At 71.8% G+C, this 16041-nt stretch carries 15 protein-coding genes; 11 read left to right on the top strand and 4 right to left on the bottom strand.

Annotated elements, in window-relative coordinates:
* Nucleotides 1-22: 22 nt before the first annotated feature.
* The 5 genes from OHB44_RS21860 (at nt 23) to OHB44_RS21840 (ending at nt 4689) form a co-directional block, all read left to right on the top strand.
* Complete coding sequence (locus tag OHB44_RS21860) at nt 23-811, top strand: hypothetical protein (RefSeq protein WP_238684157.1); 789 nt, start codon at nt 23-25, stop codon at nt 809-811.
* Nucleotides 812-827: 16 nt separating this feature from the next.
* Nucleotides 828-1514, top strand: a complete 687-nt coding sequence (locus tag OHB44_RS21855; protein WP_238684156.1) for a class F sortase — start codon at nt 828-830, stop codon at nt 1512-1514.
* Between the two features lie 48 nt (nt 1515-1562).
* Complete coding sequence (locus OHB44_RS21850; protein ID WP_238684155.1) at nt 1563-2189, top strand: sigma-70 family RNA polymerase sigma factor; 627 nt, start codon at nt 1563-1565, stop codon at nt 2187-2189.
* Nucleotides 2186-2914 (top strand): anti-sigma factor, encoded by a 729-nt coding sequence (locus OHB44_RS21845; protein WP_238684154.1) that lies wholly within the window; start codon nt 2186-2188, stop codon nt 2912-2914. The genes OHB44_RS21850 and OHB44_RS21845 overlap by 4 nt, the downstream gene beginning before the upstream one ends.
* Nucleotides 2915-3033: 119 nt before the next feature.
* Nucleotides 3034-4689, top strand: coding sequence for a serine/threonine-protein kinase (locus tag OHB44_RS21840; RefSeq protein WP_238684153.1), 1656 nt, complete (start codon nt 3034-3036; stop codon nt 4687-4689).
* 15 nt (nt 4690-4704) lie between these two features.
* Here OHB44_RS21840 and OHB44_RS21835 read toward each other — a convergent pair whose 3' ends face one another.
* Nucleotides 4705-5640, bottom strand: a complete 936-nt coding sequence (locus tag OHB44_RS21835) for a DUF4394 domain-containing protein (RefSeq protein ID WP_238684152.1) — start codon at nt 5638-5640, stop codon at nt 4705-4707.
* Nucleotides 5641-6056: 416 nt separating this feature from the next.
* On the opposite strand from OHB44_RS21835, the gene OHB44_RS21830 reads away from it, so the two are divergent.
* Nucleotides 6057-6416: a VOC family protein gene (locus OHB44_RS21830; protein ID WP_238689872.1), complete on the top strand. Its 360-nt coding sequence runs from the start codon at nt 6057-6059 to the stop codon at nt 6414-6416.
* 80 nt (nt 6417-6496) lie between these two features.
* Here OHB44_RS21830 and OHB44_RS21825 read toward each other — a convergent pair whose 3' ends face one another.
* Nucleotides 6497-7102: a lytic polysaccharide monooxygenase auxiliary activity family 9 protein gene (locus OHB44_RS21825; RefSeq protein ID WP_238680842.1), complete on the bottom strand. Its 606-nt coding sequence runs from the start codon at nt 7100-7102 to the stop codon at nt 6497-6499.
* Between the two features lie 268 nt (nt 7103-7370).
* Nucleotides 7371-7949: a hypothetical protein gene (locus OHB44_RS21820; protein ID WP_330438055.1), complete on the bottom strand. Its 579-nt coding sequence runs from the start codon at nt 7947-7949 to the stop codon at nt 7371-7373.
* A gap of 473 nt (nt 7950-8422) precedes the next feature.
* Here OHB44_RS21820 and OHB44_RS21815 point away from each other — a divergent pair, with 473 nt between their 5' ends.
* The 5 genes from OHB44_RS21815 (at nt 8423) to OHB44_RS21795 (ending at nt 15397) form a co-directional block, all read left to right on the top strand.
* A complete protein-coding gene (locus tag OHB44_RS21815; RefSeq protein ID WP_330438053.1) occupies nt 8423-8968 on the top strand; it encodes a carboxymuconolactone decarboxylase family protein in 546 nt (181 codons plus the stop codon).
* Between the two features lie 132 nt (nt 8969-9100).
* On the top strand, nt 9101-11698 hold the full coding sequence (lanKC, locus tag OHB44_RS21810; protein ID WP_330438051.1) for a class III lanthionine synthetase LanKC: 2598 nt from the start codon (nt 9101-9103) through the stop codon (nt 11696-11698).
* A 5-nt stretch (nt 11699-11703) separates the two neighbouring features.
* A complete protein-coding gene (locus OHB44_RS21805; protein WP_013734295.1) occupies nt 11704-11823 on the top strand; it encodes a SapB/AmfS family lanthipeptide in 120 nt (39 codons plus the stop codon).
* A gap of 71 nt (nt 11824-11894) precedes the next feature.
* On the top strand, nt 11895-13622 hold the full coding sequence (locus OHB44_RS21800; protein WP_330438038.1) for an ABC transporter ATP-binding protein: 1728 nt from the start codon (nt 11895-11897) through the stop codon (nt 13620-13622).
* Nucleotides 13619-15397 (top strand): ATP-binding cassette domain-containing protein, encoded by a 1779-nt coding sequence (locus OHB44_RS21795; protein WP_330438037.1) that lies wholly within the window; start codon nt 13619-13621, stop codon nt 15395-15397. The genes OHB44_RS21800 and OHB44_RS21795 overlap by 4 nt, the downstream gene beginning before the upstream one ends.
* A 15-nt stretch (nt 15398-15412) precedes the next feature.
* Here OHB44_RS21795 and OHB44_RS21790 read toward each other — a convergent pair whose 3' ends face one another.
* Entirely contained in the window at nt 15413-15997 is a 585-nt protein-coding gene (locus OHB44_RS21790; protein ID WP_330438036.1) for a response regulator transcription factor, read from the bottom strand.
* Nucleotides 15998-16041: the final 44 nt, after the last annotated feature.

The raw sequence follows: 16041 nt of genomic DNA, 5'->3' as shown, positions 1-16041 counted from the left end.
CAGGCGGAGACGGAGATTCGTTGTGAGATTGTCCCGAGCCCTGCTCGCCGTGCCCGCCGCCGCGCTGGTCCTCGCGTTTCCGGGCGTCGCGCACGCCGACGAGAGCGTGCAGGTCCAGTTGCAGGACCTCAACGAGACCGGCGCGACCGGTACCGCCACGTTGACTGCCACCAGCGGCGGTGACCTGAAGGTCATGATCCGCTCGAAGGGCATGACGCCGAACTCGCCGCACGCCCAGCACGTGCACGGCGCGGCGAACGGCATGGACTTCCACTGCCCGGACAAGTCCGCCGACGCCAACGGCAACGGCTACGTCAGCACCGAAGAGGGCCTCAAGATGTACGGGGACATCTTCATCTCGTTGACCACCACCGGAGACACGACAAAGGCCAGCGGCCTGGCGGTGGACCGGATGCCGACCGCCGACGCGAAGGGCAACCTCAGCTACGAGCGCACCATCCCCGCCGCGGACCTGCCCCAGGGCACGATCGCGCACCTGAAGGACCTGCACCTCGTGCAGCACGGCATCGACGCCAACAAGAACGGCAAATACGACATGGAAGCGCTCGGGGAGTCGATGTTCGCCAAGTCCGTGGGCGTCAACGGCATCCCCGCAGAGGCCACCGACCCCGCGACGTGCGGCATGGTCAGCGGCGCGGCCGCCGGCTCCGTACCCGCTGGGGGTGTCGCCACCGGCGACGGCAGCACCTCCGGCGGATCGCCGATGATGATCTACGCCGTGGGTGGCCTCGCGTTGCTCGGGGCCGCCGGTGCGGTCGTCGCGCGACGCCGGCTAGCCGGCGAGAGCTGAGCCGGCGGCGATCGTGATGGACACCGGTGACGCACCAGTGCCGGCCGGCCGTCGCCGGGGGCGCCGCGCGCTCCTGGCGACGGCCGGCATCCTCACCGCGACGGCGGCCCTGACGATCGGTGTCGCAGTCGCCGACCGGGGCGGCGACCCACCCGGACCCGACGCGTCCGCTGCGGCACCAGCCGCGAACGCGTCGCCTGCCCAGGCGAGCGGGCCGGGTGAGCTGACCTCGGGACCGCTGATGGCCGGCTCACCGCCGACGCGGGTGTCGATCCCGTCGCTGAAGGCCACCGCCGCCATCGTCGCCCTTGGCCTGCGGGCGGACGGTGCGATGCAGGTTCCCGACAGCGCCACCGACGTGGGCTGGTTCACCAAGGCGCCGACGCCCGGCGCTCTCGGCCCGGCCGTGCTGGCCGGGCACGTCGACTGGAAGGGCCGGCGCGGGACGTTCTTCGACCTGGGCAAGCTGCCCGTCGGCGCCGGGATCACCGTCGACCGTCAGGACGGCAGCACCGCGATGTTCACCGTCACCAAGGTCGAGCAGCATCCCAAGGACCGCTTCCCCACCGCTGAGGTGTACGGGGCGACCGACCACGCGGCGCTACGCCTGATCACCTGCGGCGGCGAGTTCGACGACACCACCCAGCACTACCGCGACAATGTCATCGTCTACGCGCGCCTCGCCCACGCTCATCCCGCCTAGACACGAGTGCGGCGGCACACCGGAGCCGCCGACAGCACAGGAGAGGACATGCCGAGAATGAGCGGTGACCCGGAACAGGGGCGGCGGTTGCGTTCGGTGCCGCCGGACACCGCGACCCCGCCGAACGCCGACGAGCTGCTGCCACGGGTGGCGCGGGGTGACGAGGCGGCGTTCGCCACGCTGTACGACGCCATGGCGGGCCGGGTCCTCGGGCTGGCCCGGCGGGTCGTACGCGATCCGGCGCAGGCGGAGGAGGTGACGCAGGAGGTGATGGTCGAGGTGTGGCGCACCGCCGGTCGCTTCGACGCCGGGCGGGGCTCCGCCTCGGCGTGGATCCTGACCATGGCGCACCGCCGCGCGGTGGACCGGGTGCGCTCCGAACAGGCCCACATCAACCGCACCCAGCAGGTCGCCGCCACCGAGGCACACGTCCCGTACGACGAGGTGGTCGAGGATGTCACCGCCCGGTTGGAGCGGGAACAGGTCCGCCGGTGCCTCGGCCGGTTGACGCCGGTGCAGCGGGAGTCGGTGACGCTGGCCTACTACGGCGGTCACACGTACCGAGAGGTCGCCGAGAAGTTGCAGACGCCGCTGCCGACGGTGAAGACGCGGATGCGCGACGGACTGATCCGGATGCGCGACTGCCTGGGCATCGAGATGGAGGGACGGGCATGAGCGCCGATGTTCACACCCTCGCTGGTGCGTACGTCCTGGACGCGGTCGACGATGTCGAGCGGGCTGCGTTCGAGCGGCACCTGGCCGAGTGCGAGCCGTGCCGCGTCGAGGTGGCCGAGTTGCGGGAAACCGTCGCACGCCTCGCCGACGACACCGTCATCGAGGCGACCCCGCCGGGTCTGCGGGAGCGGACCCTCGCCCAGGCGGCCCGGACCCCGCAGCTGCGCGTCGAGGGCGCGGGCGCCAGCGGCGGACGGCAGGCGGGCAGGTGGCGACGGCTCACAGTGGCCGCCGCCGCAGCCGTCCTCGTCGCCGGTGGGGCGAGCGCGGTCACCTGGACCGTCAGCAACGATCGGATCAGCGACGAGCAGGCCAGCAGCGAGCAGGCCCGGCAGATCGCCGCCGTCCTGGACGCCCCGGACGCCCGGGTGTTCGAGCGGTCGCTGCCGCCCGGTGGTGCCGCCACGGTGGTGGTCTCCCGTGACCGCGACCGGGGTGTGGTGCTGCTGCGCGACCTGCCCGCGCCCGGTGCGGGGCGGATCTACGAGCTCTGGCTCATCCGTGGTAGCGAGCCCCGCAAGGTGGGACAGCTCGCCGAGGGGGACAGGGCGTCGACCACTGTCATCGGTCCGGTCGGCGAGGCGGGCACGTTCGGGGTGTCCAACGAGCCCGTCGGTGGTTCGGTCGCCCCCACGCTGATCGTGGGTACGGTCGGGCTGAGCTGAGACCGGGCTGGGCCGGACGCCGTCACACCGGTGGCCGGCCCAGCCCGGTCCGCTGCCCGACCCCTGGTGCATCTGGTCAACCCACCCATCCGGGCGGCGGACTGCTCCGAATCACTCGCATGGATGACGAGTTGCTCGCCGGCCGGTACCGCAGGCTCCTGCTGATCGGGGACGCGGCGACCCCGGGACGAGTCTGGCTGGCACGCGACGAGGTGCTCGACCGGCACGTCGCGCTCCAGCAGATCGCCCTGCCGGGATGGGTGAGCGACGCCGAGCGGTCCCGGCTGCGGAACGGCACGCTCGCAGAGGCGCGCGGCCTGGCCGGTCTGGATCATCCAGGCGTGCTCGGGGTGTGGGACGTGCTGAGCACCGACGGATATCTGTGGCTCGTCATGGAGCACGTGCCCTCCCGGTCCCTGTCCGAGGTGGTTGCCACCGATGGTCCGCTGGCACCGGCCGAGGTGGCGCGCGTCGGCCTGCACCTGATCGCCGCACTGAGTGCCGCCCACGCGAGGGGCGTGACGCATCGGGAGGTCCGGCCGCACAACGTGCTGCTTGCCGACGATGGGCGGGTCGTGCTCGGCGGATTCGGTCTGTCGATCTTCGACACCCGGGATCCGGCGACCGTCACCACGGCGAGCCTGTCGACGGTCCACTACACCGCGCCGGAGCGGGCCCGCGACGGCAGGGCCACGCCCGCCACCGACCTGTGGGCCCTCGGCGCGACGCTCTACCTGGCCGCCGAGGGCCGCCCGCCCTGGAGCCGGCCGTCGACACTGGCCATGCTCGCCGCCCTGGCCACCGAGACGCCGGACCGGATGACCGTCGCGCCGCTCGAACCCGCGATCACCGGTCTCCTGCTGCGCAACCCCCGCCAACGTCTCTCCGCGCAGGAGGCCCGCGACCAACTGGAGCAGGTGGCCGCTGCGACGCCCGTGCCGGTGCCGCGAGCGCGCCGCTGGCCTCGTGTGCGCGCCACCTCGCGCCGTCGACCCCGGGCCGTCACGCCGACGCATCCGATCGCCGCGGACGCGATCACCACTATGGTCATTCCGGTCCTGGCACCCATTACCCGCGATCGGACGACCGGCTGGGCGTTCGCTGGCGCCGTGGTGGGCCTGCTGGGGGTCGTGGCCGTCGTCGTCACGGCAACCGGCGTCGTGATCGGCGGTTGGCGCGGCCAGGACAGCACTGCGGCGGCCGAACCAGGCGGTGCGGCCGCCGGCGTGGTGGAGTCGACCGCGACGGCACCGCCGGCCCACCCCTGCCTTGACGATGCCGCCTTCAGCGAGGCCGAGCCTCTGCGGGAGGCCGACGCGCCGCTGCCGTACGCCCTGCCGAACGGGTGGGCGTGGCACCAGGACCCCGCCGGGTTTCTGCTGGCGGTGCCCGAGAGATGGACCCGGCACACCGAGGGCGCACTGGTGTGCTTCCGCGACCCCGCCGAGGTGCGGGTCATCGCCGTCGACCCCGCCGCCGCGGCTTCCTCCGTACCGTCGAGGCGGTGGGAGGCCGCCGAGCGCGACGCGCTGACCACCGGGGCGCTGGCCGGCTACCAGAAGATCAGCATCGGGCCGGTCATCCGCCCCGGTGGCGCGGCGGAGTGGGAGTACACCTGCGACCAGGCCGGCGGGGTGCGGCTGCACGCCCGCCGGCTGCTGGTCAACGACAGCAGGGCCCGCGCTTACAGCCTGTCCTGGATCACACGGGACAGCCGGTGGAACGAGACCGAGCCCTTCCAACGACTGGCCCTCGCAAGCATCCGCCTCGACTGACGCGGCGGTGGCCGGTCACTGCCGCAGGAGCAGGGCGAGATCGAGAACCACGTGCCCGTTGAACACGCCGGTCGTCTGAGCCGCACCGGTGAGCAGGTCGACCCGGTACAGCCGGGAGCCGGCGATGCCGTTGAGGACGGCCCAGGCGTTGTTCCCCACGGCGCGGTCTCCACTCAGCGGGCTGTGGATGTCGAAGCCAGCTTGGAGGGTCGCGTTGACCCCGAGTGCGCCGGTGGCCACCAGTTGCCCGGAGTTGGCGGGAGATTGCAGGGCAACCTGGTCGAGTGTGGTGTCGATGTCGAACAGTGTGGTCGCGGTGGCGGGGTTGAGGTCGTTGTTGGTGTACGCCGCGGCGGTGACACCGACGGCGGCGGTGCTGGGCGGGTAGGTGAGCGAGCCGTCGACAAGTGTCGTGCCGCCGGGGTTGATGTTGTGGCGCAGGTTCTGGCCGGTGTCGCTGATGATGCGGAGTCGGTCGGCGGCGGGGTTGAAATCGACGCCGAACGACGTGCCGTTGAGCGCGACGGTCAGTTGGCTGATCGTCGTGGCCGCCGCGGTGCGCGTGTTCAGCGCGTAGACGCCGCCGTTGTTGCCGACGCCGTAGAGACGTCCGTCCTGGACGCGAAAGTCGATGCCGATGAGCGCTTCGCTGCCGGGCAGGTCGACTGTGCCGATGGTGCAGGCGAGGGCGGGGCGGTTGGCGGCGAACTTGATCAGCTGCTGGTTGGCGGTGAGACCGATGGCGATGAGCCCGTTGCGGCCTCCGGCGTTCAGCAGGTCCCACAGCAGGGTGCAGGTCCCATTGCCCAACGAGGGCAGGCCGCGCGCCGGGAGGCTCGCTGCTGTGCTGTGGCTTGGTGGGGCGGCGGTTACTGGCGTCGCGGTGATTCCGATGCTGGCGACCATCATCGTGGCGGCTACGAGCAGCCCTCGGCGAAGCGTACGGTGCATGAGAGGCACTTCCTTGATCAGATGCACCGACGGACTCCTCGGCGGAATCCGACGCCGTTTCTGGCGACGGTGCAGGGATGAATTCCCTGCTCAGAGCCTATGTAGAGGCGATCCGAAGCATCTGTCGGGATTCGGCCTTTCCTTCAACTTTCGCACCTTCTGCACACTGTGGTCGGGTGCGGCGATCAACCGCACCCCGAAACAGCGAATCCCCGGCCTGTGGCACGGCCCGGTCGGCATCGCCCGGGTGGGCGGTGGCGAGAGCCGTCGTCGCTGACAACCACTGCCCAGGTGCTCTGCCGCGTTGCCCGCAGGGCGCGGACCTGACGGTCTCCGATTCGACGCCCCGATTCGTCGAGCACCTGCCAGAGTGGTTCATGCCCTTGAGTACGTACCACCTCAGAGCCTCTGTCGCCGTGTCCGACATTCAGACGGCCGTGGCCTTCTACGAAGGCGCGCTGGGCCTGCGCGCGTTGCGGTCCGGCCCCAGCGCCACCATCGCCGACGGTAGCCGCGTCTATGGCTCCGGTGGCGGGCCGGCGCTGAACGTGTACCAGTCGGTCACTGCCGGGCAGACCTCGGCGACGGTGGCGACGTGGTACGTCGACGACATCGACCAGATCGTCGACGAACTCACCTCGTCCGGCGTCGAGTTCGTTCGCTACGAGCAGTTCGAGCACGACGACAAGGGGATTACCGCGCGGGCCGGAGGCGGACGTATCGCCTGGTTCCAGGACCCGGACGGCAACACCTTCGCTCTCGAAGCCGACGCGTGACCTCCACCTGAGACAACCAATCCGGCTCAGGGCGTTGACGCCCTGAGCCGGAATAGTTCTGTAGCTGTTGGTGCCGCCGATCAGGTGACGTTGATGTCGCTGCACCACATGTAGGTCTGGTCGAGGTGCGACGCCCTCCAGAGCACGAACAGGATGTGGTTTCCGCTGCGCGACGGGAGCGAGACGTTGAACGAGATGTTCTGCGCCGGCGCGTAGCGCCCGGTCGTCGTGATCAGGTCGAGGTTGCCCCATCCGAGCTTCTGGGTGGACGGGTTGAACCCCTGCTTGGTGACGTAGACCTGGAAGTAGTCAGCGCCGTGGCTGGCCTGGTCGTACAGCTGGACCGTCAGGTTGCGGCTGACGGTGGTCGTCTTCCACGCCCCGGGCTGGTTCACGCTGTCGTTCCTGGACAGGGCGTTGCTGCACAGTTGGCCGTCCGGGGTGCGGGCCTGGTACTGGCCGCCGAGGCCGTCGCGCAGCTGGCTCATCCAGTTCCACATGGTGTCGGGGTTGGCCTGGAACGCCCGCCAACACATGGGGTCCTGCTGCTGCATGGCGGGGTTCATGTGCTGGTTGCCCCACGCCTTCCAGCATTGGTAGGCGCGACTCATCGGGTTGATGATCGTGCCGTGGGCCTGGGCTGCCCCGGTGAAGGGCAGCATGCCGGCCACGATGGCGAACACCATGACGAATGCTCGCAGCGACCGACGGACTGGTGACCGGGATCGTCCGCCGGATCGATCGGACTTGAGTGAACGCACTGTTCATCCTCCGCTCTTCGGGACTACTTATCGGTATGGGAACGCTCCCAAGCCAACTGTTGCATCTCACGACTTAAATATCAACCGTTATCTATCTATGGTCGGATGTGGATCGAGCTGACCGGGGTGTCCGCAGCCGCCCGGTTCGGATCCGGGTGCGGGTAACGACCGCGCCACCGTTCGCCTGGCGCGGTCACAGGCCGGCTGCGGCGTCGTATCGGCGGCGCTGGTCGGCCATCTCCGACTCGGACAGCGCCTCCTTGAGCGCCAGATCCGCGTACTTGGGCGGGAGCATCTGCCGCACCCGGTCGGTGAACATGACCTCGGCGGTCGCCTCGACCACCTGGATGCCCGGAGGCTGGGTGGACATGTCCATGATCACGGGGCCGGCCAGTTTGACAGCCACATCCCAGGGGCGCTTCTGTTCGGCGACCCCGCAGAGGTGGAAGCCGTAGACCGTCTGCACATCGGCGAGCGCGGCGGCCTCGGTCGGCTCGTAGCCGTAGACGCGGACCCCGCAGATCACCGCCGGCTTCTCCGTGGTGGCCGCCTGCTGGGCGCCGTGTCCGGCGTGGTTGTGCTGCCCCGGGTCCGCCTGTTCGAGCGTGGTACGCATCCGGGCGACGATCTGCGACTGCAGATCCGCCGGCTTCGCCTCCGAATCGGCCCGGTTGACCAGTACGACCGCGCCGGCCGATACCACCAGCAGGATCACCGCCACCCACACGAAGCGGTTTCGGTACCAACCCGCGAAGTTCTCTCGGGAAATCATGATTGCTTCTCACCTCGTCGCCGGTGCTGGTGCTGGCAGGCCGAATCGGACGCTCCCCGTCGGGTCGGGCGTCGAGCGCGTCAGCCGTTGGGGGACACGTGCCGGGGGTTACCGACGGCGGGCGAGGATGATTGCCCGGCAAGGTGCCCCGCCGTCGTAGAGATGGCCCGGCGATCCGCCAGGCGAGCGCCCGCCAAGGCGGCGCGCTGCCGGCGCTGCGATGCTCCCGTGCTGGCCGTTCCCAGCGCGGTTGCCCCCGCGCTGCGGCGATATCAGCCATTCCAACACGTCTGGGCCGGCTCTGGCAACATCGACGAGCATCAGCGTGGATTTGCCCAGCTCACCCGCGCCTTCGTCGCGCACGAATGCTCATCGGCACACCGCCGCCGGTCTCGCCGAACGGGATCCGCCGCGAGCGCAACCAGGATCGGATATGGTCCGTGACACCCGATTTGCCGCTTCTAAGGGGAACCATGAGTCGCCTGCCATATGTGAACCCGGCCGAGGCCCCGCCACCGGTCCGCGACGCTTTGCAGGCCGCGCGTCCCCTGAGCTTCTTCCGCGTCATGGCCCACGCCGAGACCGCGTTTCCGGACTGGATGCGCTGGGGCGGCACGCTGCTCAAGGACCTGGCCCTCGACCCACTGCTGCGCGAGATCGCGATCCTGCGAGTCGCCCAGTTGAGCGACGTCACATACGAGTGGGCTCAGCACGAGCCCATCGCCCGCTCCGCCGGCGCCACGGACGAGATGATCCACGCGCTCGGGCGCGACGAGATCGGGGACGACTGTTTCACGTCAGACCAGCGGATCGTCCTGCGTTTCACCACCGAGGTCGTCCGCGACGTCCGCCCGCCCGACGACACCACCGCCGCACTCACCGGGCTGCTCTCCCCGCGCGAGGTGGTCGAACTCCTGATGGTGATCGGGCAGTACATGATGATCGCCCGGGTCGCCGCGGTAACGGACCTCGACGTCGACAAGCCCATGGGCGCCGCCGTCTACGGCGCGCGGACCTGACTAATGTCATGAGTACCTGTGCACCCCGCATCGAACGTCGTGACTAAGCGCACTGGAGCCCACTCGTCCCGTCGATGAGACTCGATTCAACGCCGGAACACCAGCCGGCCGAGTTCGAGGGGCGGCGAGACGGTGGACGAACGCTACGACAGCTACTGCGCCGCGGATCGGCTGTTCTACGACTCCCTCGGCAGCGCCGTCGCACAGCCCGTCTTCCCGGCCGCCGAACGGCCGACGCCGAACGGCTGGCGCCGCGAGCCGCTCGACGACTGGCTGATCTACGCGCCCGACGGCGGCTCGCTGCCGCAGCAGGGCTGGAAGATTCATGTGTCGGCGGGTCTGGCGAACGCCGAACGGGTGCTGGACGCGGTCTGGAACTACTGCGTCCCCCGTGGCCTGTCCTTCAAGTTCCTGCGCGGGCCGCGCACGCTGCTGCTGCGCAATTCCAAGTACGCCGCCCGGGCCGCCAGCGGCAAGTTCATCACCGTCTATCCGTGCGACGACGCGGAGCTGGAGCTGGCCTGCAAGGAACTCGACGAACTGCTGACCGGCGAGACCGGGCCGTACATCCTCAGTGACCTCCGCTACGGCGCCGGCCCGGTGCACGTGCGCTACGGCGGTTTCGCCGCCCGCTACTGCCACTCGCCCGACGGCCAGGTGGTGCCGGCGATCGAGGACGACTCCGGCACGCTGGTGCCGGACCGGCGGGAGCCCGTCTTTCACGTACCGTCCTGGGTCACAGTGCCCGACTTCCTCGGCCCGCACCTGGCCGCCCGCAGCGGCACCAGCACGGACCAGGTGCCGTACCGGATCGAGCGGGTGATCCACTTCTCGAACGGCGGCGGCCTGTACGTGGGCAGGGACCTGCGTACCGACACCGCTGTCGTGCTGAAGGAGGCCCGACCGCACGCCGGCCTGGACGCCGACGGCACCGACGCCGTCGCCCGGCTGGCCCGCGAGGCGCAGGCCCTGCGGCAACTCGCCGACCTGCCCCAGGTGCCTCGGGTGCACGACGAGTTCGCCCTCGGCGAGCACCGGTTCCTCGCGCTGGAGTTCATCGAGGGCCGACCGCTGAACAAGGTGCTTGTCGACAGGTACCCGCTGATCGACGCCGACGCGACCGACGGCGACCGGGCGGCGTACGCCCGGTGGGCCCGCCAGACCTACGAGCAGGTCGAAGCCGTCGTAGCGGCGATCCACGGGCGCGGCCTGGTCTACGGGGACCTGCACCTGTTCAACATCATGATCCGGCCGGACGACCGGGTGGCCCTTGTCGACTTCGAGGTGGCCGCCCCGATCGCCGGGCACCGCCGACCCGGGCTGCGTAACCAGGGCTTCGCGGCACCGAGGGACCGCAGCGGGCCGGCTGTCGACCGGTACGCCCTGGCGTGCCTGCGGTTGGCGCTGTTCCTGCCACTGACCCAGCTGGTCCGGCTCGCCCCGGCGAAGGTGACCCACCTGGCCGACATCATCGCCGCGAACTTCCCGGTGCCGAGGTCCTTCCTCGATCCGGCGGTCGAGGAGATCACCGGTGAGCCGCGCATCACCGCCGAACCGCGAGGGGATCTCGACGCCGACGACTGGCGCACCATGCGGGACCGGCTGACGACGGCGATCGTGGCCAGCGCCACCCCCGAGCGCGACGACCGGCTCTTCCCCGGTGACATCGAGCAGTTCCGCAGCGGCGGCCTCAACCTCGCCCACGGGGCGGCGGGAGTGCTGTACGCGCTCGACAGGAGCGGTGCCGGACGGTGGCCCGAGCACGAAGACTGGTTGGTGCGGCGGGCGACAGCGCCCCCGTCCGGCACCCGCTGCGGCTTCTACGACGGGCTGCACGGCGTCGCGTACGCGCTCGTCCACCTCGGACGCCGGCAGGACGCGCTGGACGTTCTCGACATCTGCCTGCGGGAACCTCTGGACGGGCTCGACCACAGCCTGGCCAGCGGACTGTCCGGGATCGCGCTCAACCTGGCCGAGATGGCCGCGCGTACCGGGGAGGTGTCGTTGCGCGACGCCGCGTGGCGGGCCGCCGAGCGGGTGATCGACCAGTTGGCCGACGACCCGGGCCCGGACGTCAGCGGCGGACGTAACCCGTACGCAGGGCTGTTGCGCGGCCGGACCGGACCGGCGCTGATGCTGGTGCGGCTCTACGAGCTCAGCGGCGACGACGAGCTGCTGGGGCACGCCGCCACGGCGCTGCGCCAGGATCTGCGCCGGTGTGTGCTACGCCCGGACGGTGCGCTGGAGGTCAATGAGGGCTGGCGCACCATGCCCTACCTGGCGCACGGCAGTGTCGGGATCGGGCTGGTCCTCGACCAGTACCTGCGCCACCGGGCCGACGACCGGTTCGCCGAGGCGAGCGCGGGGGTACGCCGCGCCGCCCGGTCACCGTTCTACGCACAGTCCGGGCTCTTCGCCGGCCGGGCCGGCATCATCGCCTACCTCGCCGCCTCGACCGACGACGCCGACCGTCGTGAACTCCGCGCGCAGGTGGATCGGCTGGCCTGGCACGCGCTGCCGTACCGGGAGGGGACCGCCTTCCCCGGTGAGCAGTTGCTGCGGCTCTCCATGGACTTCGGCACCGGCACCGCCGGCGTGCTGTACGCGCTGGCCAGCGCGGAGCACGACCAGCCGCCGGCGCTGCCCTTCCTCGCGCCCCTGCCGGGCGCGAACAGACTCCCCCGCGACAGCGGGGGCGACCTGATCGGCGAACGGAAGGAAGGGAGGTGAACGACATGGCACTTCTGGACCTCCAGGGCCTGGAGATGGCTCCGGCCGACCGCACCGGTGGCGGCAGCCGGGCGAGCCTGCTGCTCTGCGGCGACAGCTCGCTCTCCGTCACGACCTGCAACTGATCCATCACACGTGGGGCCCTGGGTGGGTAGACGTGCCCACCCAGGGCACCCGCGTACCAACGGGAGGACCGATGCCGACGTTCGCCGTGGGGGACAGGCTGCTGCGGCAGACGGTCCTGGCGGGCGGCGGCTGGACCGCCGGACTCGCGGCGGTCGCGCTGCTCGGCGCGGCCGCCGAACTGTTGCTCCCCGCAGCCCTGGGCCGCGCCGTCGACGCCGCCCTCGCCGGCGGCTCCGGCTGGTGGGCGGTGTCCGCCGGCGCCCTGGTCGTCGTCCTCATCGGCGTCGACACCCTGACGGACCTGGCCAGTGGGTTCGGCGCGGCGCGTGCCACCGCCGGGCTGCGTCGGCGGCTACTGCGTCACCTGTTCGCCCTGGACGTCCGCGCCGCCCGCCGGCATCCGGTCGGTGACCTCGTCGGCCGGCTGGTCGGCCAGGCCGCTGACGCGGGACAGGCCGGCAACGCCGTGGTCCTGGCCATCGTGGCGGTGCTTCCGCCGCTCGGCAGCGTCGTCGCGCTCACCATCATGGAACCGGTCCTCGGGGTTACGCTGCTCGCCGGTCTCGGCCTGCTCGCCGTCCTCATGCGCGCCTTCGTGGCCGACGCCTCGACCGCGACCGCCGGGTACCAACGGGTGCTCGGCGCCATCGCCGGCCGACTGCTGGAGTCGCTCACCGGCGCCCGGACCATCGCCGCCGCCGGCACCACCCGCCGCGAGGAGGCCCGGGTGCTGGCGGCCCTACCGGAGCTGGACCGGCACGGCCGGCGCACCTGGGGACTGCTGGCCCGGGCGAGTGCGCGCACCTCGGCCGTGGCGCCGCTGCTGAACCTGAGCGTCATCGCGGTCGGCGGGTACGCCCTGACCGCAGGCTGGCTCACGCCGGGTGAACTGGTCGCCGCGGTCCGGTACGCGGCCATCGGCGCCGGGCTCGGCGCAGTGCTCGCCACACTGAACCACCTGGTCCGCAGCCGCGCGGGAGCACACCGGGTCGCCGAGCTGCTGACGCAGCCCGCCACGTCGGCGGGCGACCGGTCCCTTCCACCCGGCGGCGGCGCCCTGCGACTGCGCGGGGTGTGCGTGCACGCCGACGACGGCCGGCCCATCCTGGACGGCGTCGACCTGGACGTGCCGGCCGGCGCGACAGTGGCCGTCGTCGGAGCGTCCGGTGCCGGCAAGTCGACCCTGGCGGCCGTGGCGGGACGGCTGTACGACCCCGACGGCGGCGAGGTGCGACTGGACGGGGTGCCGCTGCGGGACCTCGACCCGACGGCGCTGCGCCGGGCCGTCGGCTACGCCTTCGACCGGCCGGTGCTGATCGGCGCGACAGTCCACGACGCGATCGGCTTGGCGCTGCCGGTCGACTCGGCGGCGCCGCCGGCCGATCGGAGCCCGGCCACACCGGCGGTTCTGCGGGCGGCCCGGATGGCGGCGGTCGCCGACGTGATCGAGCGTCTGCCCGGCGGTTACCGCACCCCGCTGGTGGACACACCGCTGTCCGGGGGCGAGACCCAACGTCTCGGCCTGGCCCGCGCGTTCGCCGCCGAACGGCTGCTCATCCTGGACGACGCGACGTCCAGCCTCGACACCGCTACCGAACACCGGATCACCGAGGCGGTTCTCGGGCGCGCCGGGGGGCGTACCCGACTGGTGGTCACCCACCGGACCGCGGCGGCCGCGGCGGCCGACCTCGTCGCCTGGCTGGACGGCGGTCGGCTGCGCGACCTGGCACCGCACCGGCAACTGTGGGCCGACCCGGACTACCGTGCCGTCTTCCAGCCGGCCGGCGGTGGGTCGTGAGCCGTCCCGGCGTACGCCGGGTGACCTGGCGGGCGCTGCGGGCCCGGCGGCGAGAACTCGCCGGGCTCGGCGGCTGGTCGCTCGTCGAGTCGCTGCCCGCGCTGCTCGCCGGCTACCTGGTCGCCCGCGCCGTCGACGAGGGCTTTCTGGCCGGACGTCTGCTCAACGGCCTGGCCTGGTTGGGGGTCCTCGCCGTGGCCGTACTGGTCGGCGCGGCGGCCACCGGTCGGACGTACCGGAGCCTCGGCGCCGTGGTCGAGCCGTTCCGCGACGAGGTGGCCGGCCAGGTGATCCGGGGCGCGCTACGCGATGCCACCAGGGCGGGTGGCCGTCCGGACAGCGCCGCCGTGACCCGGTTGACCCATCAGATGGAGATCGTCCGCGACACCTTCGCCGGTCTGCTGATGGTGACCCGCGGTTTCCTCTTCTCCGCTGGCGCGGCAGTGCTCGGCCTGCTCGCCCTCGCGCCGGTGGTGGCGGCGCTGGCGGTCGCTCCGCTGGTCGCCGGCCTGGTCGTGTTCCTCGCCGCGCTGCCGGCGATGGTCACGCACCAGCGCGCCTACGTCCGGGCCGGTGAGCAGCTCGGCCAGTCGGCGGCGACAGAGCTCGCCGGTCATCGCGACGTGCTGGCCTGCGGCGCCCAGACCCGCGTGTCGGAGGAGGTGGCCCGCTGGGTGTCGGCGCAGGCGGCCGCCGAACGAATGCTCGCCCGGATGGCGGCGATCCGCAGCCTCAGCCTCGGTATCGGCGGCTGGCTGCCACTGCTGCTGCTGATGGTGACCGCCCCGTGGCTGGTCGAGCGTGGTCTCACGGCAGGCGCGGTTCTGGGCGCGCTGATCTACGTCTCCACCGGGCTGCAACCCGCCCTGCACACACTGGTGCAGGGCCTCGGCGGCGGCGGGCTCCGCTACGCCGTCACCCTGGAGAACATCCTGCGCGCCTATCCGGGCTCCGACGACCAGCGCCCACCGGCCCTCGCCGCCCGGATGCCCCGTCCCGGACCACCCGTCGGTCCTGCCGGTCGCCCGCCAGCCCTCGAGGTCCGGGGAGTGACCTTCGGGTACGGCCCGCGCGCCCGGCCCGTCCTGCGGAACTTCTCGCTGACACTGGCCGACCGGGAGCATCTCGCCGTGGTGGGCCCGAGCGGTGCGGGCAAATCCACACTGGCCGCCCTGATGGCTGGTGTGGTGCCTCCGCAGGCAGGCACCGTCCACCTGGCCGGCACGAGGGTCGCCGAGATCGAGCCGGCCGTTCTCGCCCGGATGCGAGTGCTGGTCCCCCAGGAGGCGTACGTCTTCACCGCCAGCCTCGCCGACAACCTCCGCTACCTCCGGCCGGACGCCGACGATCACACGCTGGAGGGCGCCCTCGACGCGCTCGGCGCGCGTCCCCTGGCGACCCGCCTGGGCGGCCTGGGGGCGCCTGTCGCACCGGCCCTGCTCTCCGCCGGCGAGCGGCAGCTCATCGCGGCGGTACGGGCCTGGCTGGCACCCGCTCCGCTGGTGGTCCTCGACGAGGCGACCTGCCACCTGGACCCGGTGTTGGAAGCGACGGTCGAGACGGCCTTCGCCCGGCGGCCCGGCACCCTCGTGGTGATCGCGCACCGGATCAGTTCCGCGCTGCGGGCCGGACGGGTGCTGGTCCTCGACGGCGACGAGCCCGTGGTGGGGACGCACGATCAGTTGATGGCCCGCTCGGCCACCTACGGGGTGCTCGTCGGCTGCTGGGACGACTCGGCGGTGCCGTCCCCGGCGGCGCCGGCGCGGCAGGGCTGAACCCCGCGCATCCGGTCAGATCCAGCCCGCCTCGCCGGCCATCCGCACTGCCTCCACCCGGGTACGCGCGCCGACCTTGCGGGCGATCCGACCGAGATGGTTGCGGACGGTCCCACGGGTGAGCCCGAGCGACACCGCCACCTCCGCGACCGGCGCGCCCGCGGCCGTCAGCCGCAACACCTCCGTCTCACGGCTGGTCAGTGGGCCGTCCGAGCGCAGCGCCGCGACGACGAGATCCGCGTCGAGCACCGGCTCCCGGCGGGCGAGCCGCCGGATCCCGTCGATGACCCGTTGGGGCGCGGCGTCACTGCGCAGGATGCCGACAGCCCTCGTCGGGCACAACATGCCTCGCAGCCGCCGGGCCCGACGTGGGTGGGCCAACACCAGGACGGGACACCGGTCGAGACGGTCGGGATCGACTCCCTCGACGAAGTCGAGGTCGGCCACCACCACGTCGGGGCGTTGGGCGCGGACGGCAGCGGAGACCGCGTCGCCGCGATCCACCTCCGCCACGACACGGATGTCGTCCTCGGCGGCGAGGACCAACGACAGCGCGCCCAGGACCAGGGCACCGTCCAAGGCGAGCAGGGTACGGATCACGATGAACCTTCCCGCACTGCGATGGCGATCACACAACGTCAACA

The organism is Micromonospora sp. NBC_00821, assembly GCF_036347035.1.
Lineage (GTDB): Bacteria > Actinomycetota > Actinomycetes > Mycobacteriales > Micromonosporaceae > Micromonospora > Micromonospora hortensis.
The sequence above is the reverse complement of the archived record's forward strand: the minus strand, read 5'-3'. Positions and strand labels throughout refer to the sequence as shown.

Bases quoted from the DNA above. Each gene is read 5' to 3' on its own strand.
- OHB44_RS21815 (WP_330438053.1), top strand. From the start codon at position 8,423: ATGAGTCGCCTGCCATATGTGAACCCGGCCGAGGCCCCGCCACCGGTC.
- OHB44_RS21820 (WP_330438055.1), bottom strand. From the start codon at position 7,949: ATGATTTCCCGAGAGAACTTCGCGGGTTGGTACCGAAACCGCTTCGTG.
- OHB44_RS21835 (WP_238684152.1), bottom strand. From the start codon at position 5,640: ATGCACCGTACGCTTCGCCGAGGGCTGCTCGTAGCCGCCACGATGATG.
- OHB44_RS21840 (WP_238684153.1), top strand. From the start codon at position 3,034: ATGGATGACGAGTTGCTCGCCGGCCGGTACCGCAGGCTCCTGCTGATC.
- OHB44_RS21850 (WP_238684155.1), top strand. From the start codon at position 1,563: ATGCCGAGAATGAGCGGTGACCCGGAACAGGGGCGGCGGTTGCGTTCG.
- OHB44_RS21845 (WP_238684154.1), top strand. From the start codon at position 2,186: ATGAGCGCCGATGTTCACACCCTCGCTGGTGCGTACGTCCTGGACGCG.
- OHB44_RS21800 (WP_330438038.1), top strand. From the start codon at position 11,895: ATGCCGACGTTCGCCGTGGGGGACAGGCTGCTGCGGCAGACGGTCCTG.
- OHB44_RS21825 (WP_238680842.1), bottom strand. From the start codon at position 7,102: ATGGTGTTCGCCATCGTGGCCGGCATGCTGCCCTTCACCGGGGCAGCC.
- OHB44_RS21855 (WP_238684156.1), top strand. From the start codon at position 828: ATGGACACCGGTGACGCACCAGTGCCGGCCGGCCGTCGCCGGGGGCGC.
- OHB44_RS21805 (WP_013734295.1), top strand. From the start codon at position 11,704: ATGGCACTTCTGGACCTCCAGGGCCTGGAGATGGCTCCGGCCGACCGC.